This window comes from Rhodococcus sp. GB-02, assembly GCF_053470465.1.
Genome location: NZ_JBPUKE010000001.1, coordinates 2611932 through 2625995 on the forward strand (window position 1 = coordinate 2611932; position 14064 = coordinate 2625995).

Annotated in this window: 12 protein-coding genes and 1 pseudogene; 7 read left to right on the forward strand and 6 right to left on the reverse strand. The window is 63.5% G+C overall.

All coding sequences use genetic code 11. From position 1 onward, the window contains the following. The first annotated feature begins 3 nt into the window (after positions 1–3). Both ACSW29_RS12350 and ACSW29_RS12355 read left to right on the forward strand, forming a co-directional pair. Complete coding sequence (locus tag ACSW29_RS12350) at positions 4–981, forward strand: isopenicillin N synthase family dioxygenase (protein WP_448277326.1); 978 nt, start codon at positions 4–6, stop codon at positions 979–981. Between the two features lie 40 nt (positions 982–1021). Beyond that, positions 1022–2350, forward strand: a complete 1329-nt coding sequence (locus ACSW29_RS12355) for an amidohydrolase family protein (RefSeq protein ID WP_448277327.1) — start codon at positions 1022–1024, stop codon at positions 2348–2350. 6 nt (positions 2351–2356) lie between these two features. Here the strand turns inward: ACSW29_RS12355 and ACSW29_RS12360 are convergent, their stop codons facing one another. The 3 genes from ACSW29_RS12360 to ACSW29_RS12370 form a co-directional block, all read right to left on the reverse strand. Next, positions 2357–3991 (reverse strand): acyl-CoA synthetase, encoded by a 1635-nt coding sequence (locus ACSW29_RS12360; RefSeq protein ID WP_448277328.1) that lies wholly within the window; start codon positions 3989–3991, stop codon positions 2357–2359. 173 nt (positions 3992–4164) lie between these two features. Beyond that, positions 4165–5370: an acyl-CoA dehydrogenase family protein gene (locus ACSW29_RS12365; RefSeq protein ID WP_003942363.1), complete on the reverse strand. Its 1206-nt coding sequence runs from the start codon at positions 5368–5370 to the stop codon at positions 4165–4167. A gap of 27 nt (positions 5371–5397) precedes the next feature. Beyond that, positions 5398–6846, reverse strand: coding sequence for an acyl-CoA dehydrogenase family protein (locus ACSW29_RS12370; RefSeq protein WP_050655137.1), 1449 nt, complete (start codon positions 6844–6846; stop codon positions 5398–5400). Between the two features lie 103 nt (positions 6847–6949). On the opposite strand from ACSW29_RS12370, the gene ACSW29_RS12375 reads away from it, so the two are divergent. Beyond that, the gene (locus ACSW29_RS12375) at positions 6950–8095 is read left to right on the forward strand and encodes a sensor histidine kinase (protein ID WP_448277329.1); all 1146 of its coding nucleotides are present in this window, start codon (positions 6950–6952) and stop codon (positions 8093–8095) included. Beyond that, complete coding sequence (locus tag ACSW29_RS12380; protein WP_230812689.1) at positions 8092–8730, forward strand: response regulator; 639 nt, start codon at positions 8092–8094, stop codon at positions 8728–8730. The genes ACSW29_RS12375 and ACSW29_RS12380 overlap by 4 nt, the downstream gene beginning before the upstream one ends. On the opposite strand, the gene ACSW29_RS12385 is transcribed toward ACSW29_RS12380, so the two are convergent. The 3 genes and pseudogenes from ACSW29_RS12385 to ACSW29_RS12395 all read right to left on the reverse strand — a co-directional run. After that, a complete protein-coding gene (locus tag ACSW29_RS12385) occupies positions 8724–10262 on the reverse strand; it encodes a multicopper oxidase family protein (protein ID WP_448277330.1) in 1539 nt (512 codons plus the stop codon). The two genes, ACSW29_RS12380 and ACSW29_RS12385, sit on opposite strands and share 7 nt — an antisense overlap. Positions 10263–10399: 137 nt before the next feature. Continuing rightward, a complete protein-coding gene (hisN, locus tag ACSW29_RS12390) occupies positions 10400–11182 on the reverse strand; it encodes a histidinol-phosphatase (protein WP_448277331.1) in 783 nt (260 codons plus the stop codon). Positions 11183–11246: 64 nt separating this feature from the next. Next, positions 11247–11432, reverse strand: a pseudogene (locus ACSW29_RS12395) (carbonic anhydrase); the annotation flags it as partial. 133 nt (positions 11433–11565) lie between these two features. On the opposite strand from ACSW29_RS12395, the gene prfB reads away from it, so the two are divergent. The 3 genes from prfB to ACSW29_RS12410 are packed head-to-tail and all read left to right on the forward strand — an operon-like array spanning position 11566 to position 14061. Continuing rightward, positions 11566–12672 carry a peptide chain release factor 2 gene (gene prfB / locus ACSW29_RS12400; protein WP_003942364.1) on the forward strand — a complete coding sequence of 369 codons (1107 nt, stop codon included), beginning with the start codon at positions 11566–11568 and terminating at the stop codon, positions 12670–12672. Positions 12673–12694: 22 nt separating this feature from the next. Further along, positions 12695–13579, forward strand: coding sequence for a mechanosensitive ion channel family protein (locus ACSW29_RS12405; protein WP_003942304.1), 885 nt, complete (start codon positions 12695–12697; stop codon positions 13577–13579). Then, on the forward strand, positions 13576–14061 hold the full coding sequence (locus ACSW29_RS12410; protein ID WP_124566371.1) for a hypothetical protein: 486 nt from the start codon (positions 13576–13578) through the stop codon (positions 14059–14061). Before ACSW29_RS12405 ends, ACSW29_RS12410 begins: the two co-directional genes overlap by 4 nt. The last annotated feature ends 3 nt before the right edge of the window (positions 14062–14064 follow it).

Below are 14064 nucleotides of genomic sequence, written 5' to 3' on the forward strand. Positions count from 1 at the left end.
CAAATGACCTACGACATGACAGAACTCAACCGCGAGACTCGCATGGGTGGCCTGGGCACGGAGACCACCGACCGCGAGGTCCGAAGAATCGATCTCTCGGATTTCGAGAACCGGCGCAGCGAGATCGCCGAGGAGTTGTGGTCGGCAGCGACCGACATCGGATTCTTCCAAATCGTCAATCACGGAATCGATCTGGACCAGGTCCGCGAGGCTTTCGCGGCGGCCGAGCGATTCTTTGCACTGCCCACTGAGGTCAAAGCGCAGTATCCGCTCAAGAAGGGTTTCAACTCCGGCTGGGAGAGCATGACGCAGGTGCGTCCGTCCATCGGAACACCTGATCAGAAAGAGTCCTACCAGGTGACCCGCCCGCATATGGGTGATCTGTGGCCCACTGCAGACGAATTGGGTGGATTCCGCGAAACGATCCTGGACTTCGAAGCCAAGTGCTGGGGCATTGCGATGGACCTGTTGTCGTGCTTCGCCGAGAAGCTGGGATTCGAACGAGACTTCTTCACCAGGGCACATGACTCGTCGGTGGCCACCTACCAGAGCACACTGCGACTACTCCACTACTTCCCCCTTGCTGCCGACGCAGATGTCGAAGGGATGTGGCGTGCCGGAGCGCACACCGATTTCGATTGCCTGACATTGCTTTTCCAGCGTGACGGTCAGGGCGGGTTGCAACTGTGCCCGGGCAAGGAAATGGACACCCAGGAATGGACGTCGGTGGTGCCGGCCGAGGAAGCGATCACCTGCAACATCGGCGACATGCTGATGAGATGGAGTGATGACGTCCTGCCGTCGAATTTTCATCGAGTCAAGAGTCCCGGAGTCACCGACTATCGGGGAGCCCGCTACAGTCTCGCGTTCTTCGCTCAGGCGAACCGCGACGTGACCATCGAGGGGCCAGCGGGCAAGTACCCGCCGATCACTGCCGAGGACTACATCGACCAGAGAGTACGCGCGAACTTCGCGCGTTGATCCGTATCCGTTCCGTCACACACTTTCAGGAGAACTGGCGATGACTACCGCGCCCAAGAACATGACCGACGCGATCATCCGGGACGTGACGTTGTACAGCGGCGGGCAATGGCTGACCGGCCGCGACGTCGTCGTCTCGAATGGGGTGGTCGAATCGATCGAGAAGTCGACCGGCACCGCCACACCTGGAAGTGTGGACGGATCGGGGGCCTATCTGATCCCTGGGTTCGTTAACACCCATACGCACCTTCAGCAGTCACTGATGCGTGGGATCGCCGAAGGAACACCGCTTCTCGAATGGCTACTCGCGGTCGCAGAAGAGTCGGTTCAGATCACTCCCGAGCGCGCATACACGGCCACTGTCGCAGCCTCGCTGGAGGCATTGCGCAGCGGTACGACCACCCTGGTCGAACACATGTGGCCGCACCCGTCCAGCGAGGTTCACGACGCTGTGATCCGGGCGTTGCACGACACCGGGATTCGTGCGGTGCTGGGACGCGGAACCGCAGACCGGGGGGACAAGACGAGGAAGTGGGGCTTCGATCCGCGGCTCATGCAACCACTCGGAGATGTTCTCGCACATACGGATCAGATGATGCGCGACGTCGCCGGTTCCCGCATTGACGTGGCAGTCGCGGTACCGAACCCGCGTTCGCTGACCCCGGACGGGATGTCGGAAGTGCGTGAGTTCGCGCAGGCTCGCGACCTGACAGTCTCGATCCACCTGCTCGAGACGCAGACCGACAACACGATGTGTACCGAACACGCGGGCATGAACGCGGTCGACTACCTGGATTCCCATGGGTTCTTGTGGGACCGGGTGCTGGCGGTCCACTGCGTGGAACTCGACGTCCGTGGTCAGAAGGTGCTGGCGGAGCGCGGCGTCGGAGTGTCGTACAACCCCGTCAGCAACATGCGCCTCGGTAGCGGAATCGCGCCCGTCCCGAGTTTCCTCGACGCGGGGATCGCGGTGGGTTTGGGTGTGGACGGCGCAGCCAGCAACGACACTCAGGACATGCTCGAGACGCTGCGCGCCGGCGCCTACGTGCAGCGAGCCGCGCGCGGCCGCGCCGACCTGCTCGGCTTCGAAGCCATGATCGACATCGCATCCGGCGGTGCGAACGCAGCACTCGGTCTGCCGGCCAGGTCTGGCGGGATCTCCGTGGGCGATCCCGCCGACCTCACCATGATTCGGTTCGAACGCGACTTCGGTTGCCTCCCGGTGCGAGATCCGGGCGCGTCCATTCTCACGACGGGCAGTCGTCAGATCGTGGACACGGTGTTGGTTGCGGGCGAGGTCGTGCTCCGCGACGGTCACTCCACTCGCGTCGACGAGGCGGAATTGATCCGGACGCTCAGCGCTTTGTGATTGTGCTCAGTCTTCGCTGATCTCCATCTCGATCAGGACGCGGCGCAACAGCTTTCCGGTGGCGTTGCGGGGAAGTTCGTCGATGAAGACGATCTCGCGGGGAACCTTGTAGCGCGCGAGATTCGACCGGACGTGATCCTTCAGCTCTTCGGAGTTCTGGTCGGCGCCGTGGGCGACGACGACAAACGCTCGCAGGCGGTGCCCGAAGTCGGCGTCGTCGACTCCGATGACTGCCGCTTCCAAGACGTCCTCGCGATCGGCGAGCAGGTTCTCGACTTCGAGCGGGTAGACGTTCTCGCCACCGGAGACGATCATGTCGTCGTCTCGGCCGTCGACGAAGAGGAGGCCGTTGGCGTCGAAGTGTCCGACGTCGCCGGTCGAGAGAAGTCCGTCGATACGTTCCTTGTCACGCCCGTCGGTGTATCCCTCGAAGCTCAGTCCGCTGGCGACGAAGATCCTGCCGATCGTGTGTGGGGTGGTGATCTTCTTGTTGTTCTCGTCGAACAGTTCGACGTGACAGGTCACCGGCGCGCGGCCCGCGGTTCCCGGCGCAATGGTCAGATCCTCGGGGGTCGCGACTGTGGCCACTGCGACCTCGGTGGATCCGTACAGGTTGTAGAGGACGTATCCGAACGAGGCAGTGACTCGCTTACACAGGTCTGGGGAGAGCGACGAACCTGCTGAAAAGATGATCTTCAGGTTCGACGTGTCGTACTTGGACAGCACCTCGGGACCGAGGTCGATGATGCGAGTGAGCATAGTCGGGACCACTACCAGACTGTCGCACTTGTATTGCGCGACAAGTTTGATCGTGTTCTCCGGGTCGAACTTTCGATGCATGATCACGGTCTGCCCGAGCGCCAACGCGAGAGCGAACTGCGAGACGCCGGTGCCATGGAAGGCCGGGGCGGCCATCATCATGGTCTGTCCGCGGCGCAACGGAACGCGGTCGAGGAACTGCGCCGACGCGAGAGGGGAGGTGTGGCCACGCGGCGCGCCCTTGGGAGTTCCTGTTGTGCCACTGGTGAGGAGGACGAAGCCACCGTTCTTCTCGGGGGCCGGCACCGGCGACGTGGTGCGTCCGGCGATGGCCTCGTCGAGAGTCGCTGCCGTGGAACCGTCAGCGGCCGTGCCCTCTGGCCAGGAACGATAGACGACGACGTCGTCCGGCAAGGCATCGGCGATGTCCGCGAACTCGTCGTCGTAGACGAAGGCGACCACCTTCTCACGCGCTGCGACGTCCACGAGTTGGGGCCGAGCGAAGCCCGTGTTCATGAGAACGAGCTTTGTGCCGTTCTTCGCTGCCGCCAGCATGGTCAGGACCAAGCCTCGATGGTTACGGCACATCGCACCCATGACGGAGTCGGAGGTGATGCCGTCGGCCTGCCACGCCCGGACCAACGCGTTGCTCTGACGCTCGAGCTCGGCATAGGTGATGGGTCCGCGCTCGTCGATGATCGCCACCGCGTCGTAGCCGTTCTCGGCGTGTGCATGGACCGGACCGGCAAAGGGTCCGTACTTATCCACGGCTGCAATGGATTTGAGCCCGCGATCGAGGCGAGGGAACGGGACGAGCCCGGCTCGGAACATGACCCCCGCCGCGCCGATGGTGTCAGTGACCTTGGTGACCAATCCGGGCATACGTGAACCTCTTCCGAGCGTCGTTGTAGGACTGATTACACACTAATGGGCAATCAGGTTTCGGTGGTGAAGTTTCACGATGGCGACCGAGCACTCCGCCCCGCCACCTCGAAAGGTGGCGGGGCGGAGTGTTTCGGGATCGGGTCCGTGCGACCGTCACTTCAGTTCGACCGTCACTTCAGCTCGGCGGAAGACTTTCCGAGCAGGCGGCGTGCGACGATCAGCTGCTGGATCTGCTGGGTGCCCTCGAAGATGTCGAGAATCTTCGAGTCGCGGCCCCACTTCTCGAGCAACGGGCGCTGCGAGTAGCCGTAAGTGCCGGCCAACTCGACTGCCTTGAGCGTCACGTCGGTGCCGGTGCGGCCGGCCTTCGCCTTGGACATCGACGCTTCGAGCGAGTTCGGCTTCTTGTTGTCCGCCATCCACGCCGCGCGCAGAGACAGCAGGTACGCGGCCTCCCAGTCGGCTTCCAAACGGATGAACTCGGCTGCAGCTGCATGCTGGTTGTAGACCGGTGTGTCGTAGGAGATCTCGACACCTGCTTCGGTCAGGATGCCGCGCAGTTCTTCGAGAGCTGCGCGTCCGACGCCGACGGCCATGGCTGCAACGAGGGGCCGGGTGTTGTCGAACGTCTGCATGACGCCGGCAAAGCCCTGCTCCACGTTGACCTCCGGGCTGCCCAGGATGTTGTCCGCCGGAATGCGGCAATCCTGGAGCAGGAGTACGGCGGTGTCCGAAGCCTTGATGCCCAGCTTGTGCTCGAGGCGAGCAACGCTCAGGCCCGGGGCGTCACGCGGTACGACGAACGACTTGATGGCCGCTCGTCCCTTCGACTTGTCGACCGACGCCCACACGACGATGTGCGTCGAACGCTCACCGGCGGTGACGAAGATCTTCTCGCCGTTGAGAACCCACTCGTCGCCGTCGAGAACGGCGGTGGTGGTCACGGCGGCGGAGTCGGAACCGAAACTCGGTTCGGTGATGGCCATCGAGGCCCACACCTTGCCGAAACGTTCGAGCTGTTCGTCGGTGGACACTGCGGCGATCGCGGCGTTGCCGAGCCCCTGGTAGGGGATCGAGAGCATGAGTCCGACGTCGCCCCAAGATGTTTCGAGCGAGTTGAGGAGGGCAGACATATTGCCGCCGTTGGCGTTGCCGCCCTTGGCGCTCGCGTCGGACCGTCCGCCGCTGGCACCGCCGATGTCTCCACCGGAATCGGAGAGGCCTTCGACCATGGCGGCCATGGTGTCGAGCTCGACGGGGTACTCGTGCTCAGCAAGATCGTACTTACGCGAGATGGGTCGGAAGATCTGCGCCGCGACCTGATGTGCCTGGTTCGCTGATGCTTTGAGCTTCTTGGGAAGTTCGAGGTTGATCATCGTGGTTCTCCTGGAAGTTCAGCGGCGTCAGATGAGGACGATGCCCTCGGCAACGCCGATGGCACGGAGGTCGCGGTACCAGCGCTCGACCGGGTGTTCCTTGGTGAACCCGTGTCCACCGAGGAGTTGCACACCGTCGAGGCCGATCTGCATGCCCTTCTCGGAAGCCAGCTTCCGGGCCAGAGCGGATTCGCGGGCGAAGGACAAGCCCTGCTCGGCGCGTGAAGCGCCGCGAAGCGTGACCAGACGCAGTCCGTCGAGTTCGATGCCGATGTTGGCGACCATGAAGGCAACCGCCTGGCGGTGGCTGATCGGCTCGCCGAACGCTTCGCGCTCGTTGACATACGGAATCACGTAGTCGAGAACTGCCTGGCTGGTTCCGACGGCCATGGACGCCCAACCGAGGCGAGCCAGGCGAATCGCGTCGGCGTATTCGGCCTTGCGCTGCTCGGCGTCACCGTCGCCGAGCAGTGCGGACTCCGGCACAGCGACGTCGGTGAGGATCAGGCGACCCAGGCCGGCGGCGCGCAGACCCATGCTGGGATCTGCTTCGACGACGAGTCCCTTGGTGTCGGATTCGACGATGAAGAAGGACGGCTTGCCGTCGAGTTCTGCAGCGATGACGAAGAGCTCGGATGTGGCCGCAGCCGGCACCAGGCTCTTGACGCCGTTGAGCTTGTAGCCGCTGGGGGAGCGAACTGCCTTGGTCTGCAGGGCAAACGGATCGAACAGAGCGCGAGGCTCGTTGACCACCACTGCTGCGCCGGGGACCTGCTCGCCGGTGAACGCCGGGAGGTAGGTCTTCTGCTGCGCGTCGGTGCCCCACTGCGTCAGTGCGACTGCAACACCACTGGGTGCGAGGATCGGCAGAGCCAGACCCATGTCTCCGTGCGCAAGTGCCTCGGCAACAAGAGAGTTGGTGACCGCGCCACGATCGGCGGCCGCTCCGTCGAGTTCTTCGGGAACGTTGATCAGCGTGATACCGAGCTCGGCCGCACGCTTGGAGAGATCGGCGGGTGCCTGCGCTGCACCGTCGGCGTCGTGGGCCGCGGGACGCAGAATTTCGGCCGCGAACTCGCGCACGGTCTCGACGATCATCTTCTGATCGTCGTCCGGGGTGAGGTCGAAGTAGTCGGCATTCTTGCTCGGGTTGTCGGGGAGGCGCTTGGGTGCACCGTTGCCCGAGACCTTCTGGAATCCACGAGTAGCAGCGCCCAGGGTTTTGAAGCCCGTCTTGGTGCCCTCGTAGGTCACGCGATCGATGGTCTGACGCAGATTGAACTTCTCGGCCAGTTCTGAACCGGTGATCTTGGTAAGCACACGCATGGCTGCGCCCATGGCGTCGCGTTTGATCGGGTTCAGGCCGACGGCGGACGTGTCGCGGGGCGCACCCTTGGCGCCGCCGCGCTGCGCGCCCGATTCGCTGCGCTGAGCGCTCTTGTCGGGGGCAACACTGTCTTGCTTGGTCATGATCACCAGCTGTTTCTCGGTGTTGGGGCGTTGGACGATTCTTATCTTACTCACCAGTAAGGTCTGTTGTCGAGAAACGGCAAAATGATGCGCGTCATAGGCTCGACGGGTGAACCGGACAGAGGTGCCAGATCGGATACAGCGGTACGTGCGCTACGTACCGCTGGTGGTTGTTCCGTGTCTGTTGATCGCCAGCACGTATCCCGGGGAGTATCGAGTCCCGCTCACCTACTGGATCTTCTCGCTGCTGTCGGCGCTCGTCTTCGTCGCCGGCCGTCGATGGCCGGTCCTCGCATCCCTGGCCGTCTCGGCGCTGGCTATTCCGATGTTCGTCGCCGACGCCTGGGGGCTGTCCGAACTTGTCCCGTACCTCGGCGCGGTAGCCGTTGTCGACGTCACGATGCGGGCCGATCGCAGAGAGTTGGTCGCCCTTTCGGCAGCAGGCTGGTGCGGTTCGGTGCTCGCGGGGATCTGGTTCGAATCTCACGAAGCACTCTGGTCTGTCACCACGGCTGTGAAAGTGCTTGCGTACGTCGGATTGCCGCTGCTGCTCGGGCTGTATCTGCGCTCGCAGCGTGAATTGGCCGCGAACAATCTTGCGCAGACCCGCGCTGCGGAGCGGAGCGCGCTCGCCCGCGAACTCCACGACCTCGTTGCGCACCACATGGCGTCGATCGTCCTGAGAATCGGTGTGGCTCAGCATGTCTTGGCGCCCCAGGACGAGGTCGTTCGTGAGGTCCTCGCGGATGTGCGTGCGACGGCGTCGGATGCGCTGACCGATATTCGTCGCCTTCTGGTAGCACTTCGTGATCCCTCGCTCGGCGAGGTCGCTCTGGTCGAGCCGGATGCCGTCGACGCGGAAATCGAGGCGGCGGTCGATCGCGTGCGTGCAGCGGGTTTCGAGGTGCAGGCGGACTTCAATGTTCAGGGGAATATCGAGTCGGGCGCAGCTGATCTCGATGCGATCGGCAGGCTGACGTTGTTGCGGGTGATTCAGGAATCGCTGACCAACGTCATGAAGCACGGCGATCGGAAGGGGTCGGTGTCGGTCTCGGTTCGTCGTCTCGACGGTCGGGTGGACGTGAGGGTGATCAACAGCTGCGAGGGATCGGCAAGGAGTGCAGGACACGGACTGGTCGGAATGCGTGAGCGTGCAGAATTGGTCGGCGGCGAGATGACTGCCGGCACCAACATCGACGGGAAATGGGAAGTGCACGTGAGTATTCCACTCGTTATCACAGGCGGTGCCTCGTGATCAAGGTGCTGATCGTCGACGACCAGCGACTGGTGCGTGCTGGTTTACGGATGTTGTGCACGGCAGCCGAGGACATGACCGTAGCGGGTGAAGCCTCGAACGGGGTCGAGGCGGTAGCGCTTGCTGCCGAACTGGATCCCGACGTGGTTCTGATGGACTTGCGGATGCCCGGGCTCGACGGGATCGGTGCCACACAGCAGATCGTCAAGGCCGGTCGGCGAGCACGCATTCTCGTGCTGACAACCTTCGACGACGACGATCACCTGTATCCCGCGCTCGCTGCAGGGGCTTCCGGGTTTCTGGTGAAAGATACCGAACCGACCGAGTTGCTCAGCGCCATTCGACGGATCGCCGAGGGAGAGATGGTGTTCTCCCCGGAACTGCTCCGCCGCGTCGTGGATCGGGCGGTGATCGGCGCAGACGCCGACACTGTTGTGACGGAAAAGGTTCCGCTGACCGAGCGCGAATCGCAGGTCCTCGCATTGGTGGCGGAAGGGCAGAGCAATCAGGAGATCGCGGACGCGCTCCATCTGGGTGTGACCACGGTCAAGACGCACGTGGCGAACCTGATGTCGAAGACAGGCTGTGACAATCGGGTTCGCCTCGCCGTGTACCACCTGCAGAACCGTCAGTGACCGGAGTGCGCACCAGACGACGGCATCGGCATGTCCATCGGCATGTCCATCTGCATCGGCATGGCTTTCTGTCCTGGCCCAAGTACGAGGAATTGGCCCATCATCCCTTGGTCCTCGTGCATCAGCAGGTGGCAGTGGAACATGTACGGGAAGGTGGGATCGGTGTACTCGGACCACTGCAGCGCGACGCGAATCCTACTGCCCGGTGGTGTGTAGACAGTGTCCTTGAGTCCGCGTAAGTGAGGCGGGGGAGTGCGACCGTCGACGTCGAGGACCTGGAATTGCACGTCGTGGACGTGGAAGTTGTGCGGCCAGTTGTCCTTGTTGGTGATCGTCCACACTTCGGTCGCGCCTACCTCGGCCTCGAAGTCGATGCGGTTCATGTCCATTCGTTGTCCGTTGATCATGTACCACTGCAGATCGAAGGTTCGGGAAGCGCGTGCCTTCGACGGGTCGAGGCGCGCCAGGGTGGCCAGTTGCGGCGGGAGAGTCGACCGCGACGCGCGATTGCCGACGCCCCGCAGTTCGACGATGTCGAAGCGGTCGTTCATGCCGAAGTTCTCTGCGTCCGATGAGTTCACGCCACCGCCGTCCTCGATCGGGAACGACACCAGTGTGGTCGTCGCACCGGGGTCGACGCGAACCACGATCTCGGCTCGTTCGCCGGGGCTGAGCTGAATCCGCTTGATCGCGATCGGTGATTCGAGCAGTCCGCCGTCGGTGGCAATCAGATCGAACGTGCGGTCGTCGGGGAACCCCAGGTTGTAGAGACGGCCGGAAGAGCCGTTCAGGATGCGCAACCGGACGACCCCGGTGGTGACGTCGAGGTAGGCGTCGGAGATGCCGTTGGTGACGATCGTGTCGCCGAGCAGGCCGATGTCGGTCGGATCTGATTCGTCGAAGCTGCCGTCGGCGAGGAATCGACGATCCTGGATTATCAGCGGAACATCGTCGACACCATAGGTTTTGGGGATGTCCAACGCCCGGGTGTCGGCGTCGTCTATCAGGAACAGTCCGGCAAGACCGCGCTGCACGTGCCGTTCGGTGGATCCGTGCGGGTGTGGGTGATACCAGAGCGTCGACGCCGGCTGACCGATCGTCCACGCCGGTTCCCAGCGTCCGCCGGCTTGGATGGTCTGGTGCGGGCCACCGTCGTATCTGGCGGGCAGATGCATGCCGTGCCAATGGACGGTCGTGGGCTCTGCCAGTGTGTTATCGATCGTGAATGCGACAGATTCTCCGCGTTCGGCGCGGACGGTGGGCCCCAGAATGGATCCGTTGAAACCCCAAGTGTCGGTGAGTTTTCCCGCGACGATCTCGGTGGTCCCGGCACCGGCACGAAGTGTGAAGTGGCGAACACCGGCGTCGTCGACGGTGGATTCGGCCAGCGGCGGAATCGGTAGCGGACGCGAAGTTCCGGCCTCCGCCAACGTGGCGCTCTTCGCTGCCGGGTCGGCGCCGCAGCCCACCGCGAGCCCGAGGGGCGCTGCGGCCAGACCGAACAGAATCGTGCGCCTGGAAATCCGGTTCATCGTTCTCCTGGAAGTAGTGCGTGATCAACTACTTCCAGTCAACGGGCCGAGATGTCGTGCCGAATCCTGCCGACGGGCCTGTCGGAACTCCTCCCTCGGACCCTTGCGGCGGGTGGGATGTTCTGGTATCCGGGTGGTTACCGCAGGCGGGCTAGAACGTCTTCGTGCAGCAGTCCGTTGGTGGCGACCGCGCTGCCGCCGTGCGGACCTGCGCCGCCGTCCAGATCGGTGAACGCGCCGCCGGCCTCACGGACCAATACGTCGAGCGCTGCCAGATCCCACAGGGAAACCTCGGGTTCGGCAGCAATGTCGACGGCGCCTTCGGCCACTAGGCAGTAGGAGAAGAAGTCCCCGTAACCGCGCACGCGCCATGCGTGGTCGGTGAGTTCGACGAACTGATCGCGAATTCCGCGGTCCTTCCACCCCGAGAGGCTCGAGAAGCTCAGGCTCGCTGACTCGCTGCGATCGACGGCGGATACCTGGATCGCCCGCGCATCACTGTCCCCGAAGGACGTATGTGCGCCCAAACCTGTTGCAGCCCACCATCGCCGATTCAGTGCGGGTGCGCTCACGACGCCGATGACCGGGACGCCGTCCTCGAGCAAGCTGATCAACGTGGCCCACACCGGCACGTTGCGGACGAAGTTCTTGGTCCCGTCGATGGGATCGACCACCCACTGCCTGCCCTCGAAGACTGCGTCGCCGCCGAATTCTTCGCCGAGCACGGAGTCTGCAGGCCGATGCTCACCGAGCGTCGCGCGCACTGCCCGCTCGACAGCGAGATCGGCGTCGGAGACGGGGGTGAGGTCTGGCTTGTCGTCCACTCGAAGATCGAGTGCGCCGAAGCGGGCGCGAGTGATCGCGTCAGCCTCGTCGGCGATACGGAGGGCGAGTGCGAGGTCGGATGCGCGATCGGTCACGGGTACACAACTTACCGGCTCAAACGGGGAGGACTTCGTTCAGCTTTCCGGTCGCGACGTCGAAGACGAATCCGCAGTCGGTGTGATGGATGAGGATGATCTCGGTAGTTCCCAGCACCCGACAGACGTCGACGCGGGCATCCATGCAGGCGAGGACGGCAACGTGTCTGCTGGGTGGGAGGGGGAGCGCTCCGGTGAACTACTCGGCGTAGACGGCGTTGTTTTGGAGGTATTGGTCGGTGACAGCCATCGTTCCAGTAGGTCCCCTCGGACCGACGTTGGCAAGGCTTCGAGTCCCGGTGATCTCGATGCGTGACGCGCGGCGGACCTGAGAAGGTGACGCACGGCAGAGCCGAGGTCGGCACCCGGTAGCCTTGAGAACCGTGCATCCCGACGTAATTGCAGACCTGAACGCCCTCGACACCACCCTTCGCACCTGCGAATCGGTTGTGGACGTCGAGGAGCTGCGCCGACGCATCGACGAGCTCGAGCACCAGGCAGCCGACCCGGGTCTGTGGAACGACCAGGAACACGCCCAGCAGGTCACGAGCCAGCTCTCCCACGCGCAGGCTGAACTGCGGCGCATCGTGGCACTGCGCGAGCGGCTCGACGAGATGCCGATCCTCTACGAACTGGCAGAAGACGAAGGCCCCGACGCGGTGGCCGATGCCGACGCAGAGCGGGCGAGTCTGCGTGACGACATCGCGGCGATGGAAGTCAAGACCATGCTCTCGGGCGAGTACGACGAGCGCGACGCACTGATCAACATCCGCTCCGGCGCCGGCGGTATCGACGCCGCAGACTGGGCCGAGATGCTCATGCGTATGTACATCCGCTGGGCTGAGAAGCACGACTACGGCGTAGAGGTCTACGACACGTCGTACGCCGAAGAAGCCGGACTCAAGAGCGCGACGTTCGCGATCAAGGGCCCGTACACCTACGGAACGCTGTCCGTCGAGATGGGCACCCACCGGCTCGTCCGAATCAGCCCGTTCGACAACCAGGGGCGTCGCCAGACGTCGTTCGCCGAGGTCGAGGTCCTGCCGGTCGTCGAGACGACCGACCACATCGAGATCAACGAGAACGACATCCGAGTCGACGTCTACCGCTCGTCCGGTCCCGGTGGTCAGTCCGTGAACACCACGGACTCCGCGGTTCGACTCACACACATCCCGACGGGAATCGTCGTCACCTGTCAGAACGAGAAGTCGCAGCTCCAGAACAAGGTGTCTGCGATGCGCGTTCTGCAGGCCAAGCTGCTCGCGGTCAAGCGTCAGGAAGAGCGCGCCGAGATGGATGCGCTCAAGGGCGACAGCGGCAGCTCGTGGGGCAACCAGATGCGTTCTTACGTCCTTCATCCGTACCAGATGGTCAAGGACCTGCGTACCGAGTACGAGGTCAACAACCCGTCGGCAGTGCTCGACGGTGACATCGACGGGTTCCTCGAGGCCGGCATCCGTTGGCGTATGAGCGAGAACCAGTCCGCATAGCGTTCGGATATCGAAAGGCACGATGACTTTACTCAGACCTGGGCAGAACCTGCTCGATTGGCTTCAAACCACCGGTTTGTCCGTCCTCATGACCGTGCTCGGCGCGATGATTCTCGCCCGGTTGGTCAGTTGGGGCGGCAACAAGGTCACCGACCAGATCGACTCCAACTATCAGTTGGGCGATGCGCTGGTTCGCTCCGAGGCGACCAAGCATCGTCACTCGGTCGCGCAGGTCATCACCTGGGTGGTCATCACGTTCATCTACGTGATCGCGACGCTGAAGGTTCTCGACCAACTGAATTTGCCGATCGGCAGTCTCGTGGCGCCGGCAACTGTTCTCGGTGCGGCGCTCGGTTTCGGCGCGCAGCGCGTCGTGCAGGACATCCTTGCCGGTTTCTTCATCATCACCGAACGCCAGTACGGCTTCGGCGATACTGTGCGACTTGCGATCACCGGTTCCTCCGACGACGCCGAGGGCGTCATCGAGGACGTGACGCTGCGCGTGACGCGGATGCGTAACTCCGACGGCGAGGTCATCACCGTCCCCAACGGCCAGATCGTGAAAGCGACGAACCTGTCCAAGGACTGGGCCCGCGCCGTCATCGACGTTCCGGTTCCGGCGACCGCCGACCTCACCCGGGTCAACGAGGTACTTCGCCAGGTCGGAGTCGACGCGATGGCCGACCGCGGACTCAAGAAACTTCTTCTCGACGAGCCCACCGTCATGGGCGTCGAAAGCCTCGAGGTCGATCAGGTCAACGTGCGGATGGTTGCGCGCACGCTTCCTGGCAAACAATTCCAGGTCGGTCGCGCTCTTCGTGTCCGCGTCGCCGCGGCACTGCGACGTCAGGGGATCACGGTGTCACCGGATCTGCATACCGTACGGACCGAGGAGGCGAGCGAATGACCGATCAGGAACCGCGCCGCGGACTCGACCGACTGTTTCACCTGGACTGGTTACCGTCACGGCTCTTCGGTGGCCGGATGCGAACGTCGACCTTCATCCTCATCGTGGCGTGGCTGGCGACGTATCTGTTGCATACGTACCTCAATCCTGAGGAACAGCCCGCAGCGACACCGCCGCCCAGCGTGGACACGTCGCAGACCGAGCCGTACGTCGCTCCGTCGGTCAAACCGTCGACGACGACCCCCGTGCCGTCTTCGACCGAGCCGACGACCACATCCGAGACTCCGTCCTCGGAATCGAGCACGGGCAGTTCCGGTTCGCCGACGCCGACGTCGGGTCCCGCGCCTGCTCCGGGAAACGCCGAACAGTCCGCAACCACAGTGCCGACCACTCCGGCGACGACGACCGTCCCACAACCTGGCGCGGCAATGCAGGCACCGACATCGGTGCCGCAGTCACCTGAGACCACCGGTACCGGATAAGGA